This is a genomic window from Kaistia hirudinis (genome assembly GCF_014196455.1).
GTDB lineage: Bacteria > Pseudomonadota > Alphaproteobacteria > Rhizobiales > Kaistiaceae > Kaistia > Kaistia hirudinis.
The window spans coordinates 802,733-827,342 of sequence record NZ_JACIDS010000003.1; the positions used below are offsets into that span (position 1 = coordinate 802,733).

Annotated in this window: 23 protein-coding genes; 16 read left to right on the top strand and 7 right to left on the bottom strand. The window is 67.2% G+C overall.

Going from position 1 to position 24,610, the window contains the following annotated elements:
* Positions 1–2 precede the first annotated feature (2 nt).
* On the bottom strand, positions 3–743 hold the full coding sequence (locus GGR25_RS13740; RefSeq protein WP_246409638.1) for an ROK family protein: 741 nt from the start codon (positions 741–743) through the stop codon (positions 3–5).
* 25 nt (positions 744–768) lie between these two features.
* Positions 769–3,261, bottom strand: coding sequence for a glucan 1,4-alpha-glucosidase (locus GGR25_RS13745; protein ID WP_183399338.1), 2,493 nt, complete (start codon positions 3,259–3,261; stop codon positions 769–771).
* Positions 3,262–3,433: 172 nt separating this feature from the next.
* On the opposite strand from GGR25_RS13745, the gene zwf reads away from it, so the two are divergent.
* A complete protein-coding gene (gene zwf / locus GGR25_RS13750; RefSeq protein WP_183399339.1) occupies positions 3,434–4,975 on the top strand; it encodes a glucose-6-phosphate dehydrogenase in 1,542 nt (513 codons plus the stop codon).
* 22 nt (positions 4,976–4,997) lie between these two features.
* Here zwf and GGR25_RS13755 read toward each other — a convergent pair whose 3' ends face one another.
* Complete coding sequence (locus GGR25_RS13755) at positions 4,998–5,552, bottom strand: AAA family ATPase (RefSeq protein ID WP_183399340.1); 555 nt, start codon at positions 5,550–5,552, stop codon at positions 4,998–5,000.
* Between the two features lie 43 nt (positions 5,553–5,595).
* Positions 5,596–6,075, bottom strand: coding sequence for a VOC family protein (locus GGR25_RS13760; protein WP_183399341.1), 480 nt, complete (start codon positions 6,073–6,075; stop codon positions 5,596–5,598).
* Positions 6,076–6,264: 189 nt separating this feature from the next.
* Here GGR25_RS13760 and GGR25_RS13765 point away from each other — a divergent pair, with 189 nt between their 5' ends.
* A complete protein-coding gene (locus GGR25_RS13765; RefSeq protein ID WP_183399342.1) occupies positions 6,265–6,696 on the top strand; it encodes a DUF1801 domain-containing protein in 432 nt (143 codons plus the stop codon).
* 9 nt (positions 6,697–6,705) lie between these two features.
* Here the strand turns inward: GGR25_RS13765 and GGR25_RS13770 are convergent, their stop codons facing one another.
* Together GGR25_RS13770 and GGR25_RS13775 are read right to left on the bottom strand one after the other, a co-directional pair.
* On the bottom strand, positions 6,706–7,929 hold the full coding sequence (locus GGR25_RS13770) for an enolase C-terminal domain-like protein (protein ID WP_183399343.1): 1,224 nt from the start codon (positions 7,927–7,929) through the stop codon (positions 6,706–6,708).
* A gap of 52 nt (positions 7,930–7,981) precedes the next feature.
* Positions 7,982–8,644: a GntR family transcriptional regulator gene (locus GGR25_RS13775; protein WP_183399344.1), complete on the bottom strand. Its 663-nt coding sequence runs from the start codon at positions 8,642–8,644 to the stop codon at positions 7,982–7,984.
* Between the two features lie 316 nt (positions 8,645–8,960).
* Between GGR25_RS13775 and GGR25_RS13780 the strand changes: the two genes are divergently transcribed.
* From GGR25_RS13780 to GGR25_RS13845, 14 genes are all read left to right on the top strand, one after another.
* Positions 8,961–10,130: an ABC transporter substrate-binding protein gene (locus GGR25_RS13780; protein ID WP_246409641.1), complete on the top strand. Its 1,170-nt coding sequence runs from the start codon at positions 8,961–8,963 to the stop codon at positions 10,128–10,130.
* Positions 10,127–10,969, top strand: coding sequence for an IclR family transcriptional regulator (locus tag GGR25_RS13785; protein WP_183399345.1), 843 nt, complete (start codon positions 10,127–10,129; stop codon positions 10,967–10,969). The genes GGR25_RS13780 and GGR25_RS13785 overlap by 4 nt, the downstream gene beginning before the upstream one ends.
* Positions 10,970–11,017: 48 nt before the next feature.
* Entirely contained in the window at positions 11,018–12,049 is a 1,032-nt protein-coding gene (locus GGR25_RS13790; RefSeq protein WP_183399346.1) for a sugar ABC transporter substrate-binding protein, read from the top strand.
* A 257-nt stretch (positions 12,050–12,306) separates the two neighbouring features.
* A complete protein-coding gene (locus GGR25_RS13795; protein WP_183399347.1) occupies positions 12,307–13,290 on the top strand; it encodes an ABC transporter permease in 984 nt (327 codons plus the stop codon).
* Complete coding sequence (locus GGR25_RS13800) at positions 13,280–14,806, top strand: sugar ABC transporter ATP-binding protein (protein WP_183399348.1); 1,527 nt, start codon at positions 13,280–13,282, stop codon at positions 14,804–14,806. Before GGR25_RS13795 ends, GGR25_RS13800 begins: the two co-directional genes overlap by 11 nt.
* The gene (locus GGR25_RS13805) at positions 14,790–15,782 is read left to right on the top strand and encodes an ABC transporter permease (protein WP_183399349.1); all 993 of its coding nucleotides are present in this window, start codon (positions 14,790–14,792) and stop codon (positions 15,780–15,782) included. Before GGR25_RS13800 ends, GGR25_RS13805 begins: the two co-directional genes overlap by 17 nt.
* 11 nt (positions 15,783–15,793) lie before the next feature.
* Positions 15,794–16,579 carry an SDR family NAD(P)-dependent oxidoreductase gene (locus GGR25_RS13810; RefSeq protein WP_183399350.1) on the top strand — a complete coding sequence of 262 codons (786 nt, stop codon included), beginning with the start codon at positions 15,794–15,796 and terminating at the stop codon, positions 16,577–16,579.
* Between the two features lie 27 nt (positions 16,580–16,606).
* Positions 16,607–17,812, top strand: coding sequence for a CaiB/BaiF CoA transferase family protein (locus tag GGR25_RS13815; RefSeq protein WP_183399351.1), 1,206 nt, complete (start codon positions 16,607–16,609; stop codon positions 17,810–17,812).
* Between the two features lie 4 nt (positions 17,813–17,816).
* A complete protein-coding gene (locus tag GGR25_RS13820; RefSeq protein ID WP_183399352.1) occupies positions 17,817–18,626 on the top strand; it encodes an enoyl-CoA hydratase/isomerase family protein in 810 nt (269 codons plus the stop codon).
* Positions 18,623–19,642, top strand: a complete 1,020-nt coding sequence (locus GGR25_RS13825) for an aldose epimerase family protein (protein WP_183399353.1) — start codon at positions 18,623–18,625, stop codon at positions 19,640–19,642. The genes GGR25_RS13820 and GGR25_RS13825 overlap by 4 nt, the downstream gene beginning before the upstream one ends.
* Positions 19,643–19,892: 250 nt before the next feature.
* Positions 19,893–21,656, top strand: a complete 1,764-nt coding sequence (locus GGR25_RS13830) for a CoA-transferase (protein WP_343068057.1) — start codon at positions 19,893–19,895, stop codon at positions 21,654–21,656.
* A complete protein-coding gene (locus GGR25_RS13835; protein ID WP_183399354.1) occupies positions 21,653–22,492 on the top strand; it encodes an SMP-30/gluconolactonase/LRE family protein in 840 nt (279 codons plus the stop codon). Before GGR25_RS13830 ends, GGR25_RS13835 begins: the two co-directional genes overlap by 4 nt.
* 8 nt (positions 22,493–22,500) lie before the next feature.
* A complete protein-coding gene (locus tag GGR25_RS13840) occupies positions 22,501–23,175 on the top strand; it encodes an RraA family protein (protein ID WP_183399355.1) in 675 nt (224 codons plus the stop codon).
* A 352-nt stretch (positions 23,176–23,527) separates the two neighbouring features.
* On the top strand, positions 23,528–24,235 hold the full coding sequence (locus GGR25_RS13845; protein ID WP_183399356.1) for a glutamine amidotransferase: 708 nt from the start codon (positions 23,528–23,530) through the stop codon (positions 24,233–24,235).
* 5 nt (positions 24,236–24,240) lie between these two features.
* Here the strand turns inward: GGR25_RS13845 and GGR25_RS13850 are convergent, their stop codons facing one another.
* Positions 24,241–24,588: a RidA family protein gene (locus tag GGR25_RS13850; RefSeq protein WP_183399357.1), complete on the bottom strand. Its 348-nt coding sequence runs from the start codon at positions 24,586–24,588 to the stop codon at positions 24,241–24,243.
* Between the last annotated feature and the right edge of the window lie 22 nt (positions 24,589–24,610).

Here is a 24,610-nt window from a genome sequence, read left to right on the forward strand (position 1 = left end):
ACTTACGCGCCCGCGTTCTTGCCGCGCCAGAGCCCGGCGCCGCCTTCCAGTCCCGCCTCGTTCGAGGCGATGGAGACATTGTCCGGCAGCGTCACGTCGATGTGCTTGGAATTGCCGCCGCCGAGATAGAGGTGGTCGTAGTGCAGCAGCGTGAACAGGATGCCGATCACGCGCTCGACCCGCTTGTTCCAGTGTTTCTTGCCCTCGGCCTCGAAGGCGGCGTTGCCGAGATACTCGTCATAGGTCTTGTCGCCGCGGATCGGGTGATGGGCGAGTTCCATATGCGGCATCAGTTCGCCGTCGCGGAACAGGGCCGTGCCGGCGCCCGTGCCGAGCGTCAGGACCATCTCCAGCCCCTTGCCCGTGACGATCGCGAAGCCCTGCATCTCGGCATCGTTGGTCATCCGCGCCGGCTGGCCGCCGAGGCGCTTGGTGATCGCGTCGGTCAGGCCGAACCCGGCCCAGTCCTCGGTGCCGAGATTGGGGGCGGTCAGCACCTTGCCGTTCCGCACCACGCCGGGAAAGCCGATCGAGATCCGGTCGAAGGCGGGGAAGTCCTTGACCATGCCGGCGACCGCATCGAGCAGCGCTTCCGGCGGGCAGGGATGCGGCGTCGGCACGCGCGCCCGCTCCGTCAGCATCTTGCCGCTCTCGTCGATCACCGCCGCCTTGAGCCCGGTCCCGCCGACGTCGATCGCCAGAATTCCCGCCACGCCGCTCTCCTTCGTCTCAGCTGCCATCATGTTCGTCCGTCTCGCCGCTGCCCGCTTAACGCGGGTTGTCGGATACCGGTGGTGCCTTGCGCGCGCCGCTCGGTCCGAGAGCACGATGCGCCGGCGTCGGCGCGCGCGGCGGCTCGACCTCCACCGCGAAGTCCTCGCCCTCCCAGCGATCCGCCTCGGGCCAATAGATGGTGAAGCGGATCATTGTTCCTTCGGGAAGGTCCTTTACGGGCAGATCGACGAGATGGATGCCGAAGGCGTTCTCGCTGGTCGGCGAATCCGTCGTCGTCTTCCACTCGTCGGCTGACCAGTGCACGAGACCCGGCGCCTGCAGCTCGATCCGGAGCGCCTTGCCCGAGGGAAGGGTGCGGATCTTACCGCAGAAGCGCCAGGTGCGGACCGGCGCGGTGACGCCCTGCTTCTGGTAGCGCTCGACGGGCTGCGGCGGCATGTCGAACACCGCACCGTCACGCAGCGAGCGCAACAGCTTGATGTGCTCGGAGTGCGCCCAGACCAGCGGCATCGCGCTGCCGGAGGGGCGGCCATGGAACAGTTCCCGCTGCGGGATGTCGGCCTGGTCCCAGACCTGTTCGGGCAGCATGCCGCCGGAACTGGCGGATTCTTCGAGCGTGGTCAGGAGCTGTTCCGCGATCTCGGGCCGGCCGGCCGCGAGCTCGTAATGGGCGCGTTCACCGGACAGCAGCGGCCAGGGCCGGCCGATGCCGACGCCGTTGAACGGCCGCCCATCGGCATGCTCGCCATAGCCGTCGCCATTGTAGCGGTACCAGATCGGGCCCTGCGGCAGCTCGATCCGGAGCGTCGCGTCGATCGCCGTCACCGTATCGAGGATGCGCGGATCGTCCGGCGCGCGGAGGCCGAAGCGCACCAGGGCGAGCGCATCCGGGCTGATCAGCATGGCGGCGAGCTGGCTCATCTCGCTCGGCGGGCGATTCTTGACGGGGACGAAGCCGTCGAGCGGCGACGCGGCGTCGGCCGAATCCGGCGCCGCGATCCGCACATAATAGCCGGAGATGCCGAGGTCGCGGGCGAGCTCGGTATCCTTCGCGAAGGTCCAGTATTCGATATCGTCGTTCCAGCTGTCCGCCGTCTCGCGCAGATAGCGCGCGGCCATCTTGCGGCCGAACACCTCCAGCAGGTCGGCGGCGGCGAGCAGCCCCGCGATCTCGACCGACAGGGTGAAGGGCGAATAGCCGGCGTCCTCCTCCCAGCGGTCCTGCCCGGTGACGGGACCGTTCATGGCGATGTAGCGGGCGGCCTTCTCGATGATCGGAACGTAGCGCTCCAGCTCCTCGACTTCGAGATGACCGCCGCGCCAGAGCATGTCGGCAAGGAGCAGCGGGAAGGCGCACTCGTCCATCTGCACGCCCTCCCAATAGGGCGCGCCGTCGAGCCAGACATTCTGCGACCAGTGCCCGTCCGCCTCCTGGATCGAAGCGAGATAGGCGAGGATGTCCCGGGCGAAGGCCGGCGCGCCGGCGGCGAGAAAGCCGCCCGCCGTCTCGACGAGGTCGCGCGGCCAGACGAGGTGATACCCGCCGAGGTCCTCGTCGCCCTTGGAAAAGCCCCACGGGATCGAGAGGCTGGCGATGGCGGCGCCGGGAAAGGAGTTCGGCTGGTGCGTGGCGAGCACCGCGGTGCTGATGCGGTAGCGGTTCAGATTGGACGAGCCGGCCGGCCGGTCGAGCGGCAGCAGCGTATCCTGCCAGGCGCGCCAGCCATGGGTGTAGAGCTTGCGTGCCGTCTCGAAGCCTTCCTGCAGGCTGGAGAGCGCGCGATAGCCGGCCTCCTCCGCCCGGGCGCCGAAGGCGAGCGCCAGCACGGCATGTCCGCCCCGGGCCGACAAATCGATCTCGCCGGTCAGCGCGACATTGCCATGCTCCGCACGCTGGTAGCTCTCGTCCAGGGGCTGGCCGCGCGACAGCAACTGCCAGCCATCCGAGGCGCCGACGAAGCCGACAGAGCGCGCGCGCCAGGGCACATTGGACGCGAGCGCCATGGACACGCCGCGGGGGCCCGCGGCGAAGAGCATCGGCGTGCCCTTGTAGTCGCCGACCCAGGCCGTGTTGTTGGCGCCGGCATTGACGAGATGCGGCGAAACCATCGCATAGAGCCGATAATCGGAGAGATCGCCTTCGAGCGCCTCGAAGGTGATGCGCTGCAGCAGCGCCTCGCGGCGCGGATCGGTCAGGACTTCCTTTTCGATCCGGTAGCGGCGGTCGCGCGCGGTATTGGAAAGACGGAAGGCGGGAACGCCTTCCTCCATCATCGATATCTCGTGGTCGGCGTCGCGTTTCTCCTCGGAGAAATAGCCGTCCGGGCCGGTGACGACGAAGCCGAAATCGCGCGTGCAGGCGACATCGACGCGCGGATAGTAGATCTCGTTCAAGATGCCGTGGCTGAGCGTGAACCAGATCCGGCTCGCGGCATTGTGGGCGGTCCCGACGCCGCTCTTCGCGCTCGATGTCCAGCGCGGGGGAAGGCCCGGCGCCCCCGGCGGCACTTTCGATGTCGGATCCATGTTCGTCCCCCCTGCACCCGCGATCGGGCGTCTCTTGGCTTCTCGTCCCGTCAAGCAATGGCGGCTATTCGATAATCCGGCGTAAATCTGCTCCCTTCATCGTGCCGTCTTCCGATCTTAATCGAATTTCAGCATGATTCCGCCAAGAGCGAAGGTGGAAACGACAAAGGGGATGAGCATGACTGAGGCCGCCAGCAAGCGCCCTGCGCACGACGATCAAGGGCCGGCACCGGCTTCGACGCTGTTCATCTTCGGCGCTTCAGGCGACCTGACCAAGCGGCTCGTCATGCCGGCGCTCTATAATCTGGCGCGCGAGGGCGCGCTCGATGCGCAGTTCCAGATCGTCGGCGTCGACATCGTCCAGCACGACGATGCCGATTATCGTGCCTTCCTGACCGATACCGCCCATCAGATGGCGGGTGCCGCCGGGCTGACGCTGAACGAAACGGCGTGGTCCTGGCTGATGGACCGCATCCACTACATCGTCGGCGATTTCGACAGCGCCGAGACCTACAAGAAGGTCGGCGCCTGGCTCGATCAGCGCAAGAGCGAGACCGGCCAGGCCAATGCCGTGTTCTACATGGCGGTCACGCCGCGTTTCTTCGGCTCGATCGCGGAGAAGCTCGGCGAGAACGGGCTCTTCGACGAGAGCGAGAACGCCTTCCGCCGCATCGTCGTCGAGAAGCCCTTCGGCACGGACCTCGCCTCGGCCAAGGCGCTGAATGCGCATCTCCTGACGGCGGCCCAGGAGCATCAGATCTTCCGCATCGACCATTTCCTCGGCAAGGAGACGGTACAGAACGTGATGGCGATGCGCTTCGGCAACGGCATCTTCGAGCCGCTGTGGAACCGCAACTTCATCGACCACGTGCAGATCACCGCCGCCGAGACGGTCACGGTCGAGCAGCGCGGCAAGTTCTACGACGCTACCGGCGCGCTGCGCGACATGGTGCCGAACCACATGTTCCAGCTCCTCGCCATGATCGCGATGGAGCCGCCGAATTCCTTCGACGCCGATGCGATCCGCACCGAAAAGGCGAAGGTCGTGCAGGCGATCGCGCCGATGACGCCCGAGGATGTGCTGCGCGATACGGTCCGCGCGCAATATCTCGCCGGCAATATCGGCGGGCGGCATGTGAAGAACTATCAGTGGGAAGACAATGTCGCCCATGACAGCCACCGCGAGACCTATGTCGCGCTGAAGCTCTCGGTCGACAATTGGCGCTGGTCCGGCGTGCCGTTCTATATCCGCACCGGCAAGGCGCTCGCCGTGCGCCGCACCGAGATCGCGATCCAGTTCAAGCGCCCGCCGCATCGCCTGTTCGACGAGACGCCGACGGACGAATTGCTGCCGAACGCGCTGGTCATCCGCGTCCAGCCGGACGAGGGCATGTCGCTGCGCATCGCCGCGAAGATCCCCGGCCGCTCGGTCCGCCTCGCCGAGGTCGACATGGATTTCCGCTACTCCGACTACTTCAAGGCGGAGCCGTCGACCGGCTACGAGACGCTGATCTATGACTGCCTGACCGGCGATGCGACGTTGTTCCAGCGGGCCGACAATATCGAGGCCGGCTGGGCGGCGGTGCAGCCCATCCTCGATGCCTGGGAAGCGGGCGAGGGCGAGCTCCACCATTACAAGGCCGGCAGCGCCGGCCCGTCGGCGGCCGACCATCTGATCGAGCGCGACGGCTTCGCCTGGCAGCCATTGATCTAAAGGCGGCGCCGGTCGCCGCCTCTCACGCTTCGCCGAGCGCCTCCGCAATCTGCGCGACGCGCCCGGCGCGCGAGCCCGAGACTTCCAGGATGCGGGGGCCGTCCTGCAGCAGGCCGAGATCGTCCTGCCGCAGCATGGCCTTCAGGCGGCGGTCGACGCGGGCGCGCAGCTTCGGATACTCGATCGGCACCTCGATCTCGTCGCGCTGCAGCAGCGGCACGAAGACGACCAGATCCAGCGTCGCGAGGGCGCGAGCGATCCGGCCGAGAAGGCTGCCCTGCGGCAGCCACTCGAAGCCCTCGTCGGCGCTGACGACGTCGAGATAGGCGAGGAAGTCGAGCGGGCAGCGATCGAACACCACATCGCGCTCGCCTGCGTGCTCGAGGATCAGGCGGCAGCTCTGGTCGAGCTGCTGCTCGAGATCGGCCGCGGTGGGCCCGTCCGCGAACGGCATGTCGCGCTGGTCGAGCAGCCAATAGGGCTCGGGCACGCTCTCATAGCCCGGATGCGCCGCGACGAAGTCGCCGATCAGGGTCGTCTTGCCGGTGCCATGCGTACCGGTTACCGCGATGCGCATGGCGCTCGGATCTCCTGTCTGTCTCTAAAGGCGTGTGAAGCCGTCAGCCGCGGCGCGCCGCCTCGATCGCGGCGACGTCGATCTTGCCCATTTCCATCATCGCCGCGAAGGCCCGCTTCGCCTCGTCGCCGCCGGCCGCCAGCGCCTGCATCAGCACGCGCGGCGTGATCTGCCAGGAGATGCCCCATTTGTCACGGCACCAGCCGCACATGCTCTCCTCGCCGCCATTGCCGACGATGGCGTTCCAGTAGCGATCGGTCTCCTCCTGATCGTCGGTGGCAATCTGGAACGAGAAGGCCTCGCTGTGCTTGAAGGCTGGCCCACCATTGAGGCCGAGGCAGGGGATACCGGCGACTGTGAACTCGACCGTCAGCACGTCGCCCGCCCTGCCGGAGGGATAGTCGCCCGGCGCGCGATGGACGGCGCTCACGAAGCTGTCGGGGAAGACCTCCGCATAGAAGCGGGCTGCCGCCTCGGCGTCCTTGTCGTACCAGATGCAGATCGTATTCTTGGCGCTCGCCATGGTTCGTCCCTCCCTCTAGCGTGTTCAGCCAGTCCTGGGCAGTCTTTCCGCGCTCATGCGGGCACGGCGGCGCGATGATCGCACCGAAGTCCGAACGCAGTCGTGACACAGGACGTTCCAGCGGAAAAGCGCGAAGCGTCGAGCGATGCGCAATGATCTCGTGGGCACGGATGAAGAGGAGGGCAGGTCATGGATAAGACTTCGGAGGACGAAGGGCTTTCTCCCGCGCAGCGGATCGATGCCCATATCGCAGAACGTGCCGATTGGCGCGGCGCCGTGCTGGCGCGGATTCGCACGCTCATCCACGAAGCCGATCCCGACGTGATCGAGGCGTGGAAATGGGACATCCCGGTCTGGGAGCATGGCGGCATCATCTGCACCGGCGAGACCTACAAGAAGGCGGTCAAGCTCACCTTCCCAAAGGGCGCCGCGCTCGACGATGCGTCAGGCCTGTTCAATGCGAGTCTCGAAGGCAAGGTGCGCCGCGCGATCGATATCCATGAAGGCGAGACGATCGACGCGACGGCGTTCAAGGCGCTGATCCGCGCCGCCGTGGCGTTGAATGGCGCGACGGCGGCAAATTCCGGAGCGAACTCGACCAAAACGTCTAAGGGAGCCTGAGGCTCCGCCTCACCGCGCCTTCGGATCCGCCCAGCGTTGTTCCGGCAGGACCGAATACCAGCCCGGTCGTGTCGGGTCGCGGTCATAGGTGTAGCCGCCGACCTCGCGGTAATATTCGGCATATTGCGCGAGCTTGTCGCGGTCGATCTCGACGCCGAGGCCGGGGCCGGTCGGCACGGCGATCGCGCCGTTCTCATAGCGCATCTTGCCGCCGACAATGATGTCATCGACGACATGGTGGTAGTGGGCGTCGGCGGCGAAGGAGAGGTTCGGCAGCGCGGCGCCGAGATGCAGCATCGAGGCGAGCTGGATGCCGAGTTCGCCGGAGGAATGGACCGAGGCGCCATACTGGAAGGTCTCCAGCACCGTGCCGGCCTTATAGGCCTGGCGGAGGCCGCCCCAGAAGGTGGTGTCGAGCAGGATCACGTCGACGGCCTCCTGGCGGATATTGGTCGCCAGCTGCTCGAAATTGACGACCACCGTGTTGGTCGCTGTCGGGATGCGCACGAACTGGCGCACGCGGCGCATGCCCTCGAGACCCCAGGTCGGGTCCTCGAAATAGTCGTTGTTCAGGTCCTCGATCGCATGGCCGACGCGGATCGCCTGCTCGACCGACCAGGCGGCGTTCGGATCGAGGCGGAGCCCGTCATCGGGGAAGGCGGCGCCGAGCGCGCGCGTGACCTCGACATCGTGGTCCGGCGGGAAGACGCCGCCCTTGAGCTTGTGCGCGCGGAAGCCATGGCGCTCGGCGAGGTCCTTCGCATGGGCGACGATCTCGTCCGGCGACGTCTCGCCGCCCTTGCCGGTGACGGGGTCAGGAAGGCGATAGAATAGATAGCTGGCAAAGGGAACGCGCTCGCGCACGGCGCCGCCGAGGAGATCGCAGGCGCGGATGCCGAGTTTCTTGCCGGCCGCATCCATCGAGGCCATTTCGAGCGCGGCGTGGATCTGCAGGCGGTTATTGTAGAGCGAGGCGGTGGGGTTCATGATCTTCCAGCGCAATTGCTCGAGCTGGAGCGGGTCGTGACCTTTGAGATAGGGCAAGAGCCCGCGCACGGCGGCCTCGGCGGATTCACCGCCGCCGCCCATTTCGCCGACGCCGATGATGCCCTCATCCGTCTCGATCTCGACGATCGTGCGGATGAAGCGGCCCCAATGCGCGCCGCTCGCATGGCGAAGCGGCGCTTCGAGCGGCACGGCCACGGTGGTGGCGCGGATATCGACGATCTTCAACGGATGCTTCCTCTTGGCTGCGCCTGTTCGGCTGCTTGATAGTGTCCGAGGCCTAGCCCGAGGCGGCCTGCGGCATGTCTTGCGAAAGGATGGCGAGCGGCGCGAGCACGGCGCGCAGATGCGCGCGCATGGCGGCGGCGGCCGCAGCGGCGTCACGTGCCGCCATGCCGGCAAGGATGGCGGTGTGCTCGCGCACGATGAACTCCGCCGGCCGCGGCCAGGCGACCGAGATGTAGCGTAGCCGGTCGAGATGGACGCGGAGGTCTTCAAGTTCCTCCGAGACCGAGAGGAAGCCGGCCGCCGCGAAGATCGCGCGATGAAACGCCTCGTCGAGCTCGAACAGGCGGCGTATGTCGCCGCGCCCGGCCGCGATGCGCTGGTCGTCGACGAGCGTTTCCAGGCGCGCCAGGGTTTCCGCATCGGCGTCGAGCGCGGCGCGGCCGACGATCTCGACTTCCACCGCCTCGCGGATCAGCTGCGCGGCGCGCACTTTCTCAATGCGGATCGGCGCGACGCGCGTGCCGCTCTGCGGATAGATATCGACAAGGCCGAGATCGGCGAGGCGGAGCAGCGCCTCGCGCACCGGCGTACGCGACACGCCGAGCCGCTCGGCGATCGCCGCTTCGCGGATCGTGTCCATGGGCTTGAGGACATTCATCACGATCTCGCCGCGCAGCAGCTCATAGATGCCCTGCGCCGCCGAGCGCGTCTTCATGGGGGACGCCGCTTCCACCTGATCGACCCTCGCCCTTCCTTCGCCCGCCATCCGTATCGCGTCGGGCCCATCCGTCCGATCCATGCCGCACGATCGCTGGGCGGCGCAACACGACGACTTCGGGACGCAGCGTAACCCACTGGACGATGGCGGTCTACTAATATATTAGTACGGCAATCGGCCCCGCGAACGACCGGATTTCGATCGGATCGCGGATTAAGTCGGCACATAAGAAAACTGTTTGCACAAATAAAAATGGGAGTTATCGTCCCGGACAAGCCGATCAAGTTCGGCACTGACGGGAGGAGCGGGAGGAATGACGGCGATGTTGCGTGGGCTCGCCTGGGATCACAGGCGCTGCTGGGGGCCGCTCGATGCGAGCGTCGAGTCCTGGCGCGCTGCCCATCCGGGCTTCGACATCGTGTGGGATCGGCAGAGCCTTCACGACTTCGGCGAGGGGCGGCTCGAAGAGGCCGTGCGGCGCTACGATCTCGTCGTCTTCGACCATCCCTATATCGGCGATATCGCCGAGGCCGGGCTGACGGTTCCGTTCGACCCCTATCTCTCGGCTGCCGAGACGGCGCGGTTCGAGGCCGATTCCGTCGGCGGCTCGTGGCGCTCCTATCAGGCCGGCGGCCGGCAATGGGCGCTGCCGATCGATGCGGCGGCGCAGGTCGCCTCCTATCGACCTGACCTGCTCGGTGCCTATGCCGACGGACCGCCGAAGAGCCATGCCGAGGTGCTGGCGCTCGGCGCGCGGCTGCGGAAGGATGGCCGCTACATCGCGCTGCCCTTCATCCCGACCGATGCGATGTGCCTCGTCATGACCGTCGCCGCCGGTGCCGGCGCGACAATCGGGGAGGGCGGGCAGTTCCTGCCGCCCGAGGCGGTCGAGCAGGCGATCGACGCGTTGCGGGCGCTGGTCGCCTATGCGCATCCGCTGTCGGCGGAGTGGAACCCGATCCGCTGCTACGACCACATGATCGCGCATGACGACGTGGTCTATGTTCCCTATGCCTTCGGCTATGTGAACTATGCGGCCCGCGAGGCGGCGCCGCGCCTCGCCTTCACCGATGTGCCGGCGCCCGGCTCTCGTGGTGCGCTGCTCGGCGGCGCCGGCATCGGCGTCTCGGCTTTCTCCCAGCATCGCGAGGCGGCGATCGCCTATGCGCTGCATCTGTGCTCGGCCGAGTTTCAGCGCGGCGACTATGTCCGCTTCGGCGGCCAGCCCGGCTCGCTTGCCGCCTGGCGCGATCCGGCGGTCAATGCGCTGACGCGCAATTTCTTCGCCGACACGCTGACGACGCTGTCGCGTTCGCTGCTGCGTCCGACGCATCCCGGCTTCATCGGGTTCTTCCGCGACCTGACCCATCCCGCGGCCGATGCGATCGCCGGACGCCTGTCGGCCGCCGAACTCGCCGTCATGCTGAACCGCCGCTATGCGCAGACGCTGACCGCGGCCGCACCCGAGCGGAGGGCCGTATGAGCCTTCCCGAGGTCGAGCGCGAGGATGAGGCGGGCGGCGGGGATGCGCGCCGCGACTACAAGGTGCCGGCTGCCGAGAAGGCGCTCGACATCCTCGAGTTCATGGCCGCGCGCAACGAGGACGTGACGCAGACCGAGATCTCGGTCGGGCTCGGCCGCTCGATCCACGAGATCTACCGCGTCATCCAGCTGCTCGAAGGCCGCGGCTATCTGATCCGCACGCGGGCCGATCGCTATCGCCTGTCGCTGAAGCTGTTCGAACTCGCGCATATGCATCCACCGGTCAACCGGCTCGTCGATGCGGCGCTGCCCGTCATGCGCACGCTGGTCGGCGAGACCGATCAGAGTTGCCATCTGGTCGTGCTGCGCGGCTCGACGGTTCTGGTCGTGCTGCAGGTCGATTCGCCCCTGCCGATGCGCTACTCGGTGGCGCTCGGCTCGCATTTCCCGGTGCTCGAGACGAGCTCCGGCGCTGTCCTCTTGTCGGCGCTGCCGCCGGCAGAGCGCCAGGCGGTGATCGCCGCGGCGTTGGCTGAGGGCGAGGCGGGCGCTACGCCCGACGAGATCGCCGCGCGCCTCGCCGCGATCGGGGAGGCGGGCTACGAGATGCGCGCCTCGCTCGCCGTCGAGGGCTGCATCAACATTTCCGTGCCGATCCGCGACCATGTCGGATCGACCGTCGCGGCGCTCACCGTTCCCTATGTGGCGCAGAAGCGCGCGCGGTTCGACCGGGCGAGCGTGCTGGCGTCCGCGCGGGCCGCGGCAAACGACATTTCGCGCGCGCTCGGTGCGCCCGAAGGCGAGGGGCGCAATCGCGTGATCCGCGCGGAGAGCCCCTGAACGATACCTGCCGCCCGGGAAGGGCGGAATGAGAGGGAGGAAGAGAGCATGAGGAAGCTTCTGATCGGCCTTTTGGCCACGTCCGCCGTCGCCGTGATGGTGACCGGCTCGGCCTTCGCCGAGAAAATGCCCAAGAAGGTGGGCTACGTCGTGAACTACGCGACGCATGAGTGGTACCAGAACGTCATCAAGGGCATGAAGGACCGCGCCGCCCAGCTCGGCTTCGAGGTCGAGGTCAAGGACGCCAATCTCGATGCGGCCAAGCAGATCGCCGCCGCCGAGGACTTCATGTCCCAGGGCGTCGACGTGCTGATCATCACCCCGGTCAACGAGGATGCCGTCGTTCCGCTGCTGCGCCGCGCGAAGCAGGAGAACATGCCGATCGTCCTCGAGGGCAATCCGGTCAAGGGCATGACGACGCTGGTCGCGATCTGCGACTACGACACCGGCTATCACGCGGGCGTCGAGGCGGGCAAATATGCCAAGGAGCATCTCGGCGGCAAGGCGAAGGTGATGAATGTCGGCCTGCCGCTGCTCTCGGCGACGGTGCTGCGTTCCAACGGCTTCATGGACGGCATCAAGACCGAGGTGCCGGATGCGGTGATGGTCCATGACCTCGATGGCGGCGGCAATCCCGACCGCTCGTTCGAAGTCTCGGCCGCTGCCCTCGCCCAGAACGGCGACGTCAATGTGATCTACGGCATCAACGACTCTTCGTCGCTCGGCGGCCTGCAGGCCTGGAAGGCGGCCGGCAAGTCCCAGGACGATCTGCTCGTGGTCGGCACCGGCGGCGAAGGTCTCGCCTTCATCAACGCCATCGAGAAGGAGCCGTCCTACAAGATCGAGGCGGCGATGTTCCCGGAGAAGGTCGGTTTCACGGCCATCGACGCGGCCGTGAAGCTCTACAACAAGGAAGAGGTCCCGAGCTGGATCGTCTCGCCGACCACGCCGATGCTCGGCGATGGCTGGAAGAAGTACTATTCGGTCGACGGCAATGTCCGCACCATCAACTGGGACGCGGTCAACGCCGTCAAGGCGCCGGACAAGTGCATGAAGACGGCAGCCGATCTCAAGAAATAAGCCGTCATCCAGACTGCCGGGGACGGTCCGCCGTCCCCGGCGATTTCTTCCTGATGGCGAGCAGCCCTTTCTTCACCTCCCCCTGAGGGGGAGGTCGGCGGCCGAAGGCCGACGGGAGAGGGTTTAGGGACCCGTCCGGATAGGCCGTAAACCCTCACCCGGCGCTGCGCGCCGACCTCTCCCTCAGGGCGAGGTGAAGGGAAGGCTTTCGCTCCGTTGTGCCGAACCTTGCGAGTTCCAATGTTCCGAGCCGCCTCATGACCACCGACACCCTTCCGGCGCGAAAGCGCGGCGTCTCCTTGAGTGCCCTCACCGACAACAGCCAGATCGTGCTGATCGGCTTGCTGGCGGTGCTGTGCATTGGCATTTCGCTGGCGGCGCCGCAGTTCTATTCGCCCGACAACGCGATCGCGATCCTGCGCCAATGCGCGCTGGTGCTGATCGTCGCCGTCGGCATGACCATGCTGCTGGTGGCCGGCGAGGTGGATCTGTCCGTCGGTGCCTCGCTCGCCTTCACGGGCTGCGTCGCGATGGACGTGACCAACAGGACCCATTCGGTCGTGCTCGGCGCGCTCGCGGCACTCGCTTTTTCCGGCGCTGTCGGCCTCTTCAACGGTCTGGTCGTCACGCGGCTCAAGATCAATTCGCTGATCGCGACGATCGCGACGATGATGATCCTGCAGGGCGGCGTCTATCTCTATACCCGCGAGGCCGTGCAGAACCATCATCTGCTCGACGCCTTCACCGCGATCGGCGCCGGCTATGTCGGGCCCGTTCCGATCCCCGTCATCATCGCGGCCGTGATCTTCGCCGTCGGCTATGTGACGCTGCGCTTCACCCTGTTCGGCCGCTATCTCTATGCGGTCGGTGCCAATCTGCGCGCCGCGCGCCTCTCGGGCCTCCGCGCCGAGCGGCTCAAGCTCCTTGCCTTCGTCATCACCGGCCTGCTCGTCGGCGTCGCCGGCCTGATCCTCGCCTCGCTGATGAATGCCGGCCAGCCCACGGCCGGCCGCGGCTTCGAGCTTACCGTCATCGCCGCGGTGATCCTCGGCGGTACCTCGCTCGCCGGCGGCCGCGGCACGCTATTCGGCACGCTGCTCGGCGTGCTCGTGCTGAAGATCGTCGATAACGGCATCATAATCCTGCGCTGGAACCAGGACCTGCAGATGGTCGTGCCCGGCCTCGTCATCATCCTCGCCACCTGGCTCGATATCGTGCGGAGGCGGAACGATGCACGCTGAGACGCTCACGCGGAACGAGGCTATTCCCCTTGACGTTCCCGCGCTCGCCATGCGCGGCATCGGCAAGCGCTTTCCCGGCGTCGTCGCGCTCGACGGCGTCGACCTGACGCTGATGCCCGGCAAAGTCCATGCGCTGATGGGCGAGAACGGCGCCGGCAAGTCGACGCTGATCAAGATCCTGGCCGGCGTCTATGGCAAGGATTCGGGTACGATCGCCATCGGCGGCGTCGAAACCGAGCTCAAGACGCCGCGCGACGCGCTGAAGAAGGGCATCAAGGTCGTCTTTCAGGAGATCGCGCTGATCTCCGAGTTCACCGTCGCGGAGAACATCTTCCTCGAGGAATATCCGAGGCGCGCCGACGGCTCGATTGCCTGGAAGACGATCCGCGCCGAGGCGAAGGCACTGTTCGATCGGATCGGCTTCGCCGTCGATCCGGCGGCCCGGACCGGCGATCTCCCCGTCAGCCAGCAGCAGATGGTCGAGATCGCCCGCGCGCTCGCCCATGAGGCGAAGATCGTCGTCATGGACGAGCCGACCTCGTCGCTGACGCCGAAGGAGGTCGAACTCCTCTTCGTCGTGATCCGCCGCCTGACCGCGCTCGGCATCGCCGTCGTCTATGTGAGCCACAAGCTCGACGAGGTGTTCGAGATCTCGGACACCGTGACGGTGCTGCGCGATGGGCGTCACATCTCGACCAAGCCGATCGGCGAGCACACCCATGACAGCCTGATCCACGACATGATCGGCCGCCGGATCGAGAACCTCTTCCCCCGCTCGCGCACCGGCTCCGCCGGCAAGGTGGCGCTGTCCGTCGAGGGGCTTTCGACGGACACGAAGCTCAAGGACGTCTCCTTCGAGGCGCGGGCCGGCGAGGTGCTCGGCTTCTTCGGCCTGATGGGCGCCGGCCGCACGGAACTTGCCAAGGCGATCGTCGGCTATGACCCGATCCGTACCGGCCGCATCACCATCGACGGCACGGCGCTGAAGCCGCACGACACGCGCACGGCGGTTTCGCTCGGCATCGGCCTGCTGACGGAGGATCGGAAGCTCGAAGGTCTGATGCTCGAATTGCCGGTGCAGCAGAATATGAGCCTCGCGGCGCTCTCTAGCTTCGCGAAGGCCGGCTTCGTCGATGAGGGCAGCGAGCGGAGCGCAGTGCAGTCCTTCGTGGATCGCTTCCGCGTCAAGACGCCGAGTCTCTTCCAGCCGATCAAGAATCTCTCCGGCGGCAACCAGCAGAAGGTGCTGCTCGCCCGCTGGCTGATGCGAGGCCTTAAGGTGATCGTCGTCGACGAGCCGACGCGTGGCATCGATGTCGGCGCCAAGTCCGAGATCTTCGCGCTGATCGACCGTCTCGCCGGCGAGGGCCTCGCCGTCATCATGATGACCTCGGAAATGCCGGAGCTGCTCGGCCTCTCGGATCGCATCGCGGTCATGGCGGAGGGACGCCTCACCGCGACTTTCTCGCGCGAGGAAGCGACGCAGGAAAGGATCTTGAATGCCGCAATCGCCTAGCCTTTCCGCCTCTGGGAGCGCATCGCCCGGCCTGGCGCGCATCCTGTTCCGCCGCAGCGAGATCGGCCTCGTCGTCGCGCTTCTGGCGGTGATCCTGTTCTTCGCGCTCGCCTCCGACACCTTCCTGACGGTGCGCAACCTCACCAATGTGCTCGGCCAGGCGTCGCTTGCGATGATCGCCGGCGTCGGCGTCGCGATCGTCTTCATTTCCGGCGAAGTCGACGTCTCGGTCGGCTCGCTCGTCGCGGCGGTGGCGATCCCGCTGATCACGGTGATGAACGCCACGGAATCCCTCGCGCTCGGCATCGCGGCGGCGCTGGCGCTCGGCCTCTGCGTCGGGATCGTGAACGGCTTCCTCGCCGCCTATCTCGGCATCAACTCGCTGATCACCACGCTCGGCACGCTCTTCATCCTGCGGGGCGGCGTCTATCTCTATACCGGCCAGAAGGCGATCCCCGACGATGTGATGCTGGAAAGCTTCTTCCAGCTCGGCAATGGCCGCCTGTTCGAAGTGGTGCCCTATCCGGCGCTGATCGCCTTCGCGCTGCTGCTCGTCTTTGCCTACGTCATGCGTCACCGCACCTTCGGGCGGAAGGTCTATGCCGTGGGCGGCAATCCCGAGGTCGCGCGCCTTGCCGGCTATGACGTGAAGCGGGTCAAGTTCACCTGCTTCATCATCTCCTCGCTGCTCGCCACCGTCTCCGGCATCCTGCTCGCCTCGCGCCTCGGCTCGGCCGTGCATGTCGCCGGTCTCGGCTTCGAGTTCCAGGTGGTCGCGGCCGTGGTGCTCGGCGGCGTCAGCCTCTCCGGCGGCGTCGGCTCGTTGTTCGGCGCCGCGCTCGGCGTGCTGATCCTCTCCTTCCTGTCGAACGGGCTCGGCATGCTCGACCTCGCGACGGAATGGCAGCTCGTCATCACCGGCTTCATCATCATCGCCGCCGTCGGCTTCGACGAGTGGAAGCGGCGCCAGCCATAGGGAGGCTCGTCATGGGACGACTTCAGGGCAAGACGGCCGTCATCACCGGCGCCGCGGACGGCATCGGCCATGCGATCGCGAGCGGCATGGCGCGTGAGGGCGCGAGCGTCTATCTCGCCGACATCGACGACGCGAAGGGCGAGGCCGCCGCGGCGTCGATCCGCAGCGAGGGCGGCAAGGCGCGCTATGTCCATTGCGACGTCTCGGTCGAGGGCGACATCGCCGCGCTGATCGAGACGGCCGTCGAGGAGACGGGCCGCATCGACGTGCTCGTCAACAATGCGGCGATCGCGATCGGCGGCATGCCGGTGCATGAGATGACCGACGCGCAATGGCACCGCCTCATCGCGGTCAACCTCACCTCGGTCTTCCGCGGCTGCAAATTTGCCCTGCCACACATGATCCGCCAGAAATCCGGCTCGGTGATCAACATGGCCTCGGCGCAGGGCCATGTCGGCCTCGATGGCTGGACCGCCTATGCCGGTGCCAAGGGCGCCGTGCTGTCGATGACGCGGCAGATGGCGGTCGAGTTCGGGCCGGTCGGCGTGCGCTTCAATTCGATCTCGCCCGGCACGATCGCGACGCCGATGAACGAGAAGGTCATCGCCGATCTCGGCGAACATGTCGCGCGCGCCTGGGTCAAGATGCATCCCATCGGCCGCATCGGAAAGCCGGAGGAGGTCGCGGAGGCCGCGATTTACCTCGCCAGCGACGCCGCCGGCTTCACCACCGGCATCGATTTGAAGGTCGACGGCGGTCTCACCGCCGCCCCGCGCTTCGTGCCGGACCTCGTCTGACGCCAGCCCAACGAAAGCACCACCATCATGGAAAAGGCCCTCTCCGGCGTCACCATTCTCGATTTCAGCCATCTGCTGCAGGGGCCGTTCGCCACCCAGCTGCTGGCCGATATGGGCGCCGACGTGATCAAGATCGAGCGCGCCGGTCCCGGCGATCTCTTCCGCTCCATGACCTTCTTCGCCAAATGGGTCGGCGGATCGGAGAGCCCGAACTTCCTCGCCTGGAACCGCAACAAGCGGTCGATCGCGCTCAATCTCAAGAGCCGCAAGGTGCACGCCATCATCATGGAGATGGCGAAGAAGGCCGATGTCGTCGTGCAGAATTTCCGCCCCGGCGTGCTCGACCGGCTCGGCTATGGCTATGACGACTTCAAGGCCGTCAATCCGCGCATCGTCTATTGCTCGGGCTCGGGCTATGGCGAGGAGGGCCCCTATCTGGAGCGTCCCGGGCAGGACATGCTGATCCAGGGCCTTGTCGGCCTGCAGACCAATACCGGCCGAGGTGACGGCCCGCCCATTCCCGCCGGCTCCGGGCTCGCCGACCAGATCGGCGCGATGAACATGGTCTATGGCATCCTCTCCGCGCTCTATTGGCGCGAAAAGAGCGGCAAGGGCCAGAAGGTCGAGGTCAATCTGATGGCCGGCATGCTGGCGCATCTCGGCCAGGAATATTGCGCCGTGATGAATCTCGGCGAGGATTTCGTCCGGCCCAATTCCGGCATCGGCCATCCCGGCATGCAGGCGCCGTTCGGCGTCTATGAGACGCGCGACGGCCGCTATGTCTCGATCGCCATGAGCCCGTTCAAGACGCTCTACACCGTGCTCGAGGCGCCGCACCTCGCCGTCTATGACGATCTCGAGACGCTGTTCAAGAAGCGCGACGAGGTCTGGGAGAAGGTCAACGCCGAGACGAGCAAGTTCGACAGCGACGAACTGCTCGAGCGGCTCTTCTCCGTCGATATCTGGGCGGCGCCCGTGCAGGATATCCGCGCGGCGACTGAAGATCCGCAGGTGGTGCACATGAAGATGATCACCAGCTACGAGCATCCCAAGGCCGGGACGGTCAAGGTCGTGGCCCCGGCGGTGGGCATGAGCGAGACGCCGCCCTCGATCGACCGGCCGGCGCCGATGGTCGGCGAGCATGGCCGCGAGATCCTCGCCGAATTCGGCTTCGCCGCGGACGAGATCGATGCGCTCGAAGCCTCCGGCGACATGACGATCGAGCGGGCCTGATGCGATGAGCTGGAGCTTCGAGACGCTCACCGTCACCCGCGAGCACCGCGTCGCGCTCGTTACCTTCCGCCGCGCCGACCAGCTGAACGCGATGAACCGGCGCATGATGGCCGAGATCACCGAGGTGTTCGAGCGGCTCTCCGACGACCGCGAGGTCGGCGCGATCGTCGTGACGGGCGAGGGGCGCGGCTTCATGGCCGGCGCCGACATCAAGGAGTATGCTGCGCAGACGGGCGCCGAGTTCGACGCCTTCCAGAAGAACGGCGCCCGCATGTATGCCGCGATCGAGGACAATGCGAAGCCTGTGATCGCCGCGGTCAACGGCTTCGCGCTCGGCGGCGGCTTCGAACTGGTCCTCGTTTGCGACATGGTCGTCGCCTCGAATTTCGCCAAGTTCGGCCTGCCCGAGATCAAGCTCGGCCTGGTGCCCGGCGGCGGCGGGACACAGCGAAGCGTCGCCAAGCTCGGCCGCAACCGCGCCAACTTCCTTCTGATGACCGGCGCGATCCTACCGGCGTCCGAATTCGTCGCCTGCGGCCTCGTCAACGAGGTGGTCGAAGCCGAGCGGCTCGTGCCGCGCGCGCTGGAGATCGCGCGCGAGATCGCCGCCGAACCGGCTGAGGCGGTCGAGGGGCTGAAGCGGCTGACGGCGGTGGCGCGCGAGAGCGAGCTCGCCCTCGGCCTCGAACAGGAGCGCGAGCTCGTCTGCGCGCTCTATCGCAGTGAAATCGGCCAGGCGCGGGTGAAGGCCTTTGCGCAGAAGAGCGTGGCGAGAGCCGCCGAAAAGGCAGCGGAGAAAGCGGGGAGGGGATGAGCGGCGAGACGGACGATTATCGCGGGCTCGGCTGGGCTCACGGCGCGCTGACGGTGCAGCGTCTCGGCGCGATGCTGGCGCCGATCACCTTCGTGGTGGCGGGCGGCCGGCAGGTCAGCCCGATGCATATCGCGCCCTGGGCCGGGACGCCTGAGGCCGACGGCCTGCCCGGCATCCTCAAGCGCCTTCGCGGCGACTGGTCCTGCGCGCCCTTCGGCTATGCAGTGCCCGTTCCGGACGCCGCGCCCGACTGGGCCCCGCTGCTCGGCACGCCCGAGGCCGGCGAGGAACTGCACGGCCATTCCTCCAATGCGGAATGGCAGTGGCTGGACGGCGCTCACGGGTCGCTCGCGCTGACGCTCGACTATCCGGACGCCAGCCCGATCGCGCGCGTCGAGCGGCGGATCACGCCCGACCCGCAGGCCGCCGCGGTCGATATCGAATTCACGATCGAGACGCGCGCCGCCTGCCGCCTGCCGATCGGCCTGCATCCGACCTTCCGCCTGCCGAAGCTGGCGCAGGCGTGCCACCTCGAGCCGGCGCCCTTCACGGAAGGCCGCACCTATCCCGGTACCGTCGAGCCGGCCGGGCCGCTCTTCGCCATCGACCGTTCGTTCAAGGATCTGCGCGCCGTCCCGCTCCGGAATGGTGGCACGACCGACGCCTCGCGCATCCCGCTCGCCGACGATGCGGAGGAACTGGTGCAGCTGAACGGCATCGAGGGCAGCTGCGCACTCGCCAATCGCGCCGAGGGCTACCGCGTCCGCCTGATCTGGCAGAAGGAGCATTTCCCCAGCCTGCTGCTGTGGTTCTCCAATCGTGGCCGCAAATTCGCGCCCTTCGACGGCACGCATGTCGCCATCGGCATCGAGCCGATCTGCTCGCCCTTCGGCCTCGGCCCCGCGACCGCGCGCGCCGACAATCCGATCGCGCGCTCCGGCACGTCGACCGCGCGCGACTTTGCGGCCGGCGAGATCTTCACGACGCGCTACCGCATCGAGGCGGAGGCGCTGTGACGATGGCGGGGGACGAGGCGGGGGCGAGCGCGCCGTTTCTGAACCCTCCCCTTGAGGGAGGGTCGAAGGCGCGAAGCGGCTTCGGGGAGGGGTTGCTTCGATGGCCCGCTCCGCAGCCTGGGCCGGCCCTTACAGCTGCCGGTGTTTCTCGATCGGCACCGCGACCCCTCCCCGAAAGTGCTGCGCACTTTCGGCCCTCCCTCAAGGGGAGGGCTCAAGTGCAGCCGGGCCCGTCGGGCGGGGCTTCGTCGTGACCCGCCAGAGCCTCGTCAAATCCAACAGCCCAGCCTTCGTCGATCTCGCGACGCTGGCGGGCATGGTCGCGGATGGTGATTGCTTCGGCGTCGGCGGGCATCATTTCGCGCGGCTGCCGATCGCTTTGCTGCGCAGCATTGCTGCGTTGCACAAAAGAAATCTCGCCTACACCGCCTGGGCCGGCGGGCTCGCGCTCGAAATGCTGCTGGAGGCGGGCTGCGTCGGCTCGATCGATCTGTGCTTCTCCAGCCTCGACATTTTCGGCCTGCCGCCGCGCTTTCGCGCCAGCGCCGAGGCGGAGGCCGTTCCCCTTCGCGACTGGACGGCGCTCGCCATGATCGAGGCGCTGCGTGCCGCGCAGCGCAACATGCCGTCCGGCGCGTTCCAGCTTCCCATGGGCTCGTCCATGATGGAGCGGGTCCCCGGTGCCCGCACCGTCGCGGATCCGCTTGTCGGCGAGCCGATCGGCGCGATCCCGCCGCTCGCCCTCGATACGGTCGTGCTGCATGCGCCACGCGCCGATGCGAGCGGCAATGTCCAGATCATCGGCGCCCGCGCGCTGGATATCGCCATGGTCGGCGCGGCCAAGAAGGTGCTGGTTACGGTGGAGGAGATCGTCCCCGTCGGCACGCTCGGTGCCGCCGGCCGCCAGACCGTGCTGACGCGCAACCAGATCTCGGCCATCGCCGTCGTGCCCGGCGGCGCCTGGCCGGCCTCGTGCCTGCCGTTCTATGCGACCGATTATGCCGCGCTCGCAGCGGCGTTCGAGAGCGAAGCGCCGCTCGCTGAAAGCCTCGCTTTGCCGGAGGCGGGTGTTCCGGCCCATCCGCGCCGTGCCGTCGCGATCCGCGCGGCCGATCTGCCGCAGCGCTTCCCGGCCATCCTCCCGGCGCCCGCGACGCCGACCATCGACGAGATCATGGCGGTCCGCCTCGCCGCCGAACTCGACGATGAGAGCTTCGCCTCGGCCGGCGCCGTGTCGCCGCTCGCCAATGTCGCCTACCGCCTCGCCAAGGCGACGCATGCCCCGCGCATGATGCTGGCGACGCTCTCCTGCGGCCATCTCGATATCGCGCCTTCGCCGATGCTGCTTTCGGCGCTCGAAAACCTCGATGCGGAGACAGCCGCCGCCCATGCCGGCGGCGACGATACCTATTCGACCTATTACCAGGCCGGCGCGGTCACGCATGAGATCATCGGCGCTGCACAGGTCGATCGGCTCGGGCGGGTCAACAATCTGGCGCTCGTGAAGAAGAGCGGCGGCAAGCTCCGCCTGCCCGGGCAAGGCGGCATGGCGGATGTCTCCAACATGCATCGCGACTATGCGATCTACGTCACCCGCCATTCGCCGCTCTCGATCGTCGACGAGGTTGCTTTCGCCAGTTCCGGGCGCGGCTTGCTGGACGCGGCAGAGCGGTCCGCAGCGGGCTATCGGACCGGGCGCGCGCAGATCTTCACCGATCTCAGCGTCTTCCGCCTCGACGCGGAGACGCGCGAATTGGTCGTCGCCGAGATCATGCCCGGCGCAAGCCGCGCGGCGATCGGCGCGGCCACCGGATTCGCGCCGCGCTTCGCTGCCGATTGCCGGGAAATCGACCTGCCCGACGCGGACATACTGGATATCCTTCGCCGGCAAATCGATCCGCTCGGCCTTCGCCGACTCGAATTCGTCGGCGCACGCGAGCGCGGCGGCCTGATCGCGTCGATCCTGGCCGAGGACCGGCGCCTCGTCGAACACTATGCTGGAGGGATCGCATGAAGCCGCTGCTCGATATCGCCGCCGCAAGGGTCTTCTTCGACGGCGTGTTCTCGACCCCGCGCCTCGCTCATCCCGAGGGCGTCGCCATACATCCCGATGGCTCGGTCTGGTGCGGCACCGAGACGGGCGATTTGATCCGCATCGAGGCCGATGGCTCCGCGGCGCACCTCATGGCCTCGACCGGCGGCTTCCTGCTCGGCATCGCCTTCGACAAGGCCGGCAATGTCTTCGCCTGCGACCTGAAGCATGCGGCGATCTTCCGCTATGAGGCGGCGACCGGTGCATTCGAGCGCTTCGCCGCCTCCGGCATCGGCGTTCCAAACTATCCCGTCGTGGATGAAGCGCGTGGCGTACTCTATGTCACCGACAGCCGCGGCAACAACAATATCGGACCCGGCGTCTTCCGTTACGATCTCGCGAGCGGCGCCGGCGGCGTGTGGTGCGACGCGCCGATGGATTTCGCCAATGGCTGCCTGCTCGCCCCGGACGGCAGCGGCCTCTATGTCGTCGAGAGCGACGTGCCCTGCGTCTCCTTCGTCGCAATCCGCGCCGATGGTTCCGCCGGGGCCGTCCGTCGCATCGCGGAGCCGGTGCCGAACGTCCCGGACGGCCTTGCCTTCGGACCGGACGGCGCGCTCTACATTTCCTGCTACGAGCCGAGCCGCATCTATCGCAAGAAGGAGGGCGGACCGCTCGAACTGCTGATCGAGGACCCGAAGGCCACCGTGATGGCCCATCCGACCAACATCGCCTTCAAGGGTTCGAAGCTCTACACCGCCAATCTCGGTCGTTGGCACATTACAGAGATCGACCTTTCCGGGCTCGACGCCATCTGAGGAACGCCATGCAGGATGCCGAACTCTTCGCGATCGTTCGCGAGAAACTCTTCACCGCCGTGATCGGCGACGTCATGGACGTGGCCGGGCTGACGCGGCAGTTCCTGCCGCCGGAGATCCGCGCGCTGGTGGGCGAGCATGTCCTCGTCGGCCGCGCCATGCCGGTGCTCGAGGCCGATTGCGCCAGCGAGTCGCTTGGCCATAACGGCTCGAACGAGGCCTTCGGACTGATGTTCAAGGCGCTCGACCAGCTGTCGGCCGGCGAGATCTATATCTGCACCGGTTCCTCGCCGCGGTATGCGCTCTGGGGCGGCCTCATGAGCACGCGCGCGGCGAAGCTCGGCGCGGTCGGCGCGGTGCTTGACGGCTATCATCGCGACACGCGCGAGATCCTGAAGCTCGATTTCCCGGTCTTCTCGATGGGCTCCTATGCGCAGGACCAGCGTGTGCGTGGCCGCGTCATCGACTATCGCTGTCCGATCGAGTTCAAGAATGGCTGCCGCGTCGAGCCGGGCGACCTGATCGTCGGCGATATCGACGGCGTCCTGACCGTGCCGAAGGCCCATGTCGGCGACATCGTCGCGGCGGCGCTGAAGAAGGTCGCCGGCGAGGACGTCGTCCGCGACATGATCCTCGCAGGCCGCGACACGAGCGGCATCTTCGCCGAAACAGGCATCATGTAGGCCTGGGGGCTTGAATGGGCCTTCCTCCCCCTTGCGGACGCCGCCGTAAGAGGGTGACGTCACATTGGGGATAGACACCCAGCCGCCGTCCAACGTGCCGTCATCCCGGCGGAAGCCGGGATCCATTCAGCCTGAGACTCGCTGTCGTCTTGCGCCTCGGCTGCATGGATCCCGTGTCGAGCACGGGATGACGGCGGAGACTGAGGCGATGGCGGAGAATCAACGTTTTGCAGCGGAATCTCCTTGGTGAGCGGCGCTGCGCGATTGACTGACCCAAGCGCCCCTCCCGCCTTGAGCACGGCTCAAAACGCGGCTACCAGAGCGCACCGCCTCTCTCGCCGCGAGGATCGCCGTGAAGCACGTCGTCGCCATTCGCCATGTCCATTTCGAGGATCTCGGCACGCTCGAACCGGTCCTCGAACAGCGCGGCTATGCGGTCCGCTATCACGATGTCGGTCTCGACGATTTCGCGGCGCTCGATCCGCTGGAGCCGGATCTCCTTGTCGTCCTCGGCGGACCGATCGGCGTCTACGAGACCGAGGCCTATCCTTTTCTGATCGACGAGACGGCGCTGATCGCGCGCCGGCTTGCGAGCGGTCGTCCGATCCTCGGCATTTGTCTCGGCGCGCAACTCGTCGCCGCGGCGCTGGGTGCCAAGGTCGCGCCGACCGGCGTCAAGGAGATCGGCTTCGCGCCGCTGACGCTGACCGAAGCCGGCCGCGCCGGCCCGCTGCGCCATCTGGACGGCGTCGCGGTGCTGCACTGGCATGGCGACGCCTTCGCCATCCCGGAGGGCGCCGAGCATCTCGCCGCGACGCCGGTCTGCGCGACGCAGGCCTTCGCGGTCGGACGCACTGTGCTCGGCCTGCAGTTTCATCCCGAGGCGGATACGCAGCACGGCTTCGAGCGCTGGCTGGTCGGCCATGCCGCTGAGATCGCCGGCGCGGGCATCGACCCGCGCGTGCTGCGCGCCGACGCCAGGCGCCTCGGGCCACCGCTCGCGCTGGCCGCGGCGGCGATGTTCGGCGCATGGCTGGATGGTCTTGCGCCGGCCGGCTGAGCCGTTCAGGGCAGCGCGGCGACCACCATGATCTCGACGCGATAGATCGGCTTGGCGAGCCGCGACTCGCCGGTCGCGCGGGCGGGCGGGTTGGCGGGATCGACCCAGGCGTCCCAGACCGCGTTCATCGCAGCGAAATCGGCGATGTCGGCGAGCCAGATCGTTGCCGAGAGGATCCGCGATTTGTCGGTGCCGGCCAGCGCCAGCAGGCGGTCGATCTCGGCGAGCGCGGCACGCGTCTGTGGCCCGACCTCGGTGCCGTCGCGGCCGACCTGGCCGGAGACATGGACGAGACCGCCATGGACGACGACCTGGCTCATGCGGGAGCCGCTCTCGTGGCGGACGATGCTCATGCGGAAACCTCGGCTTGATCGA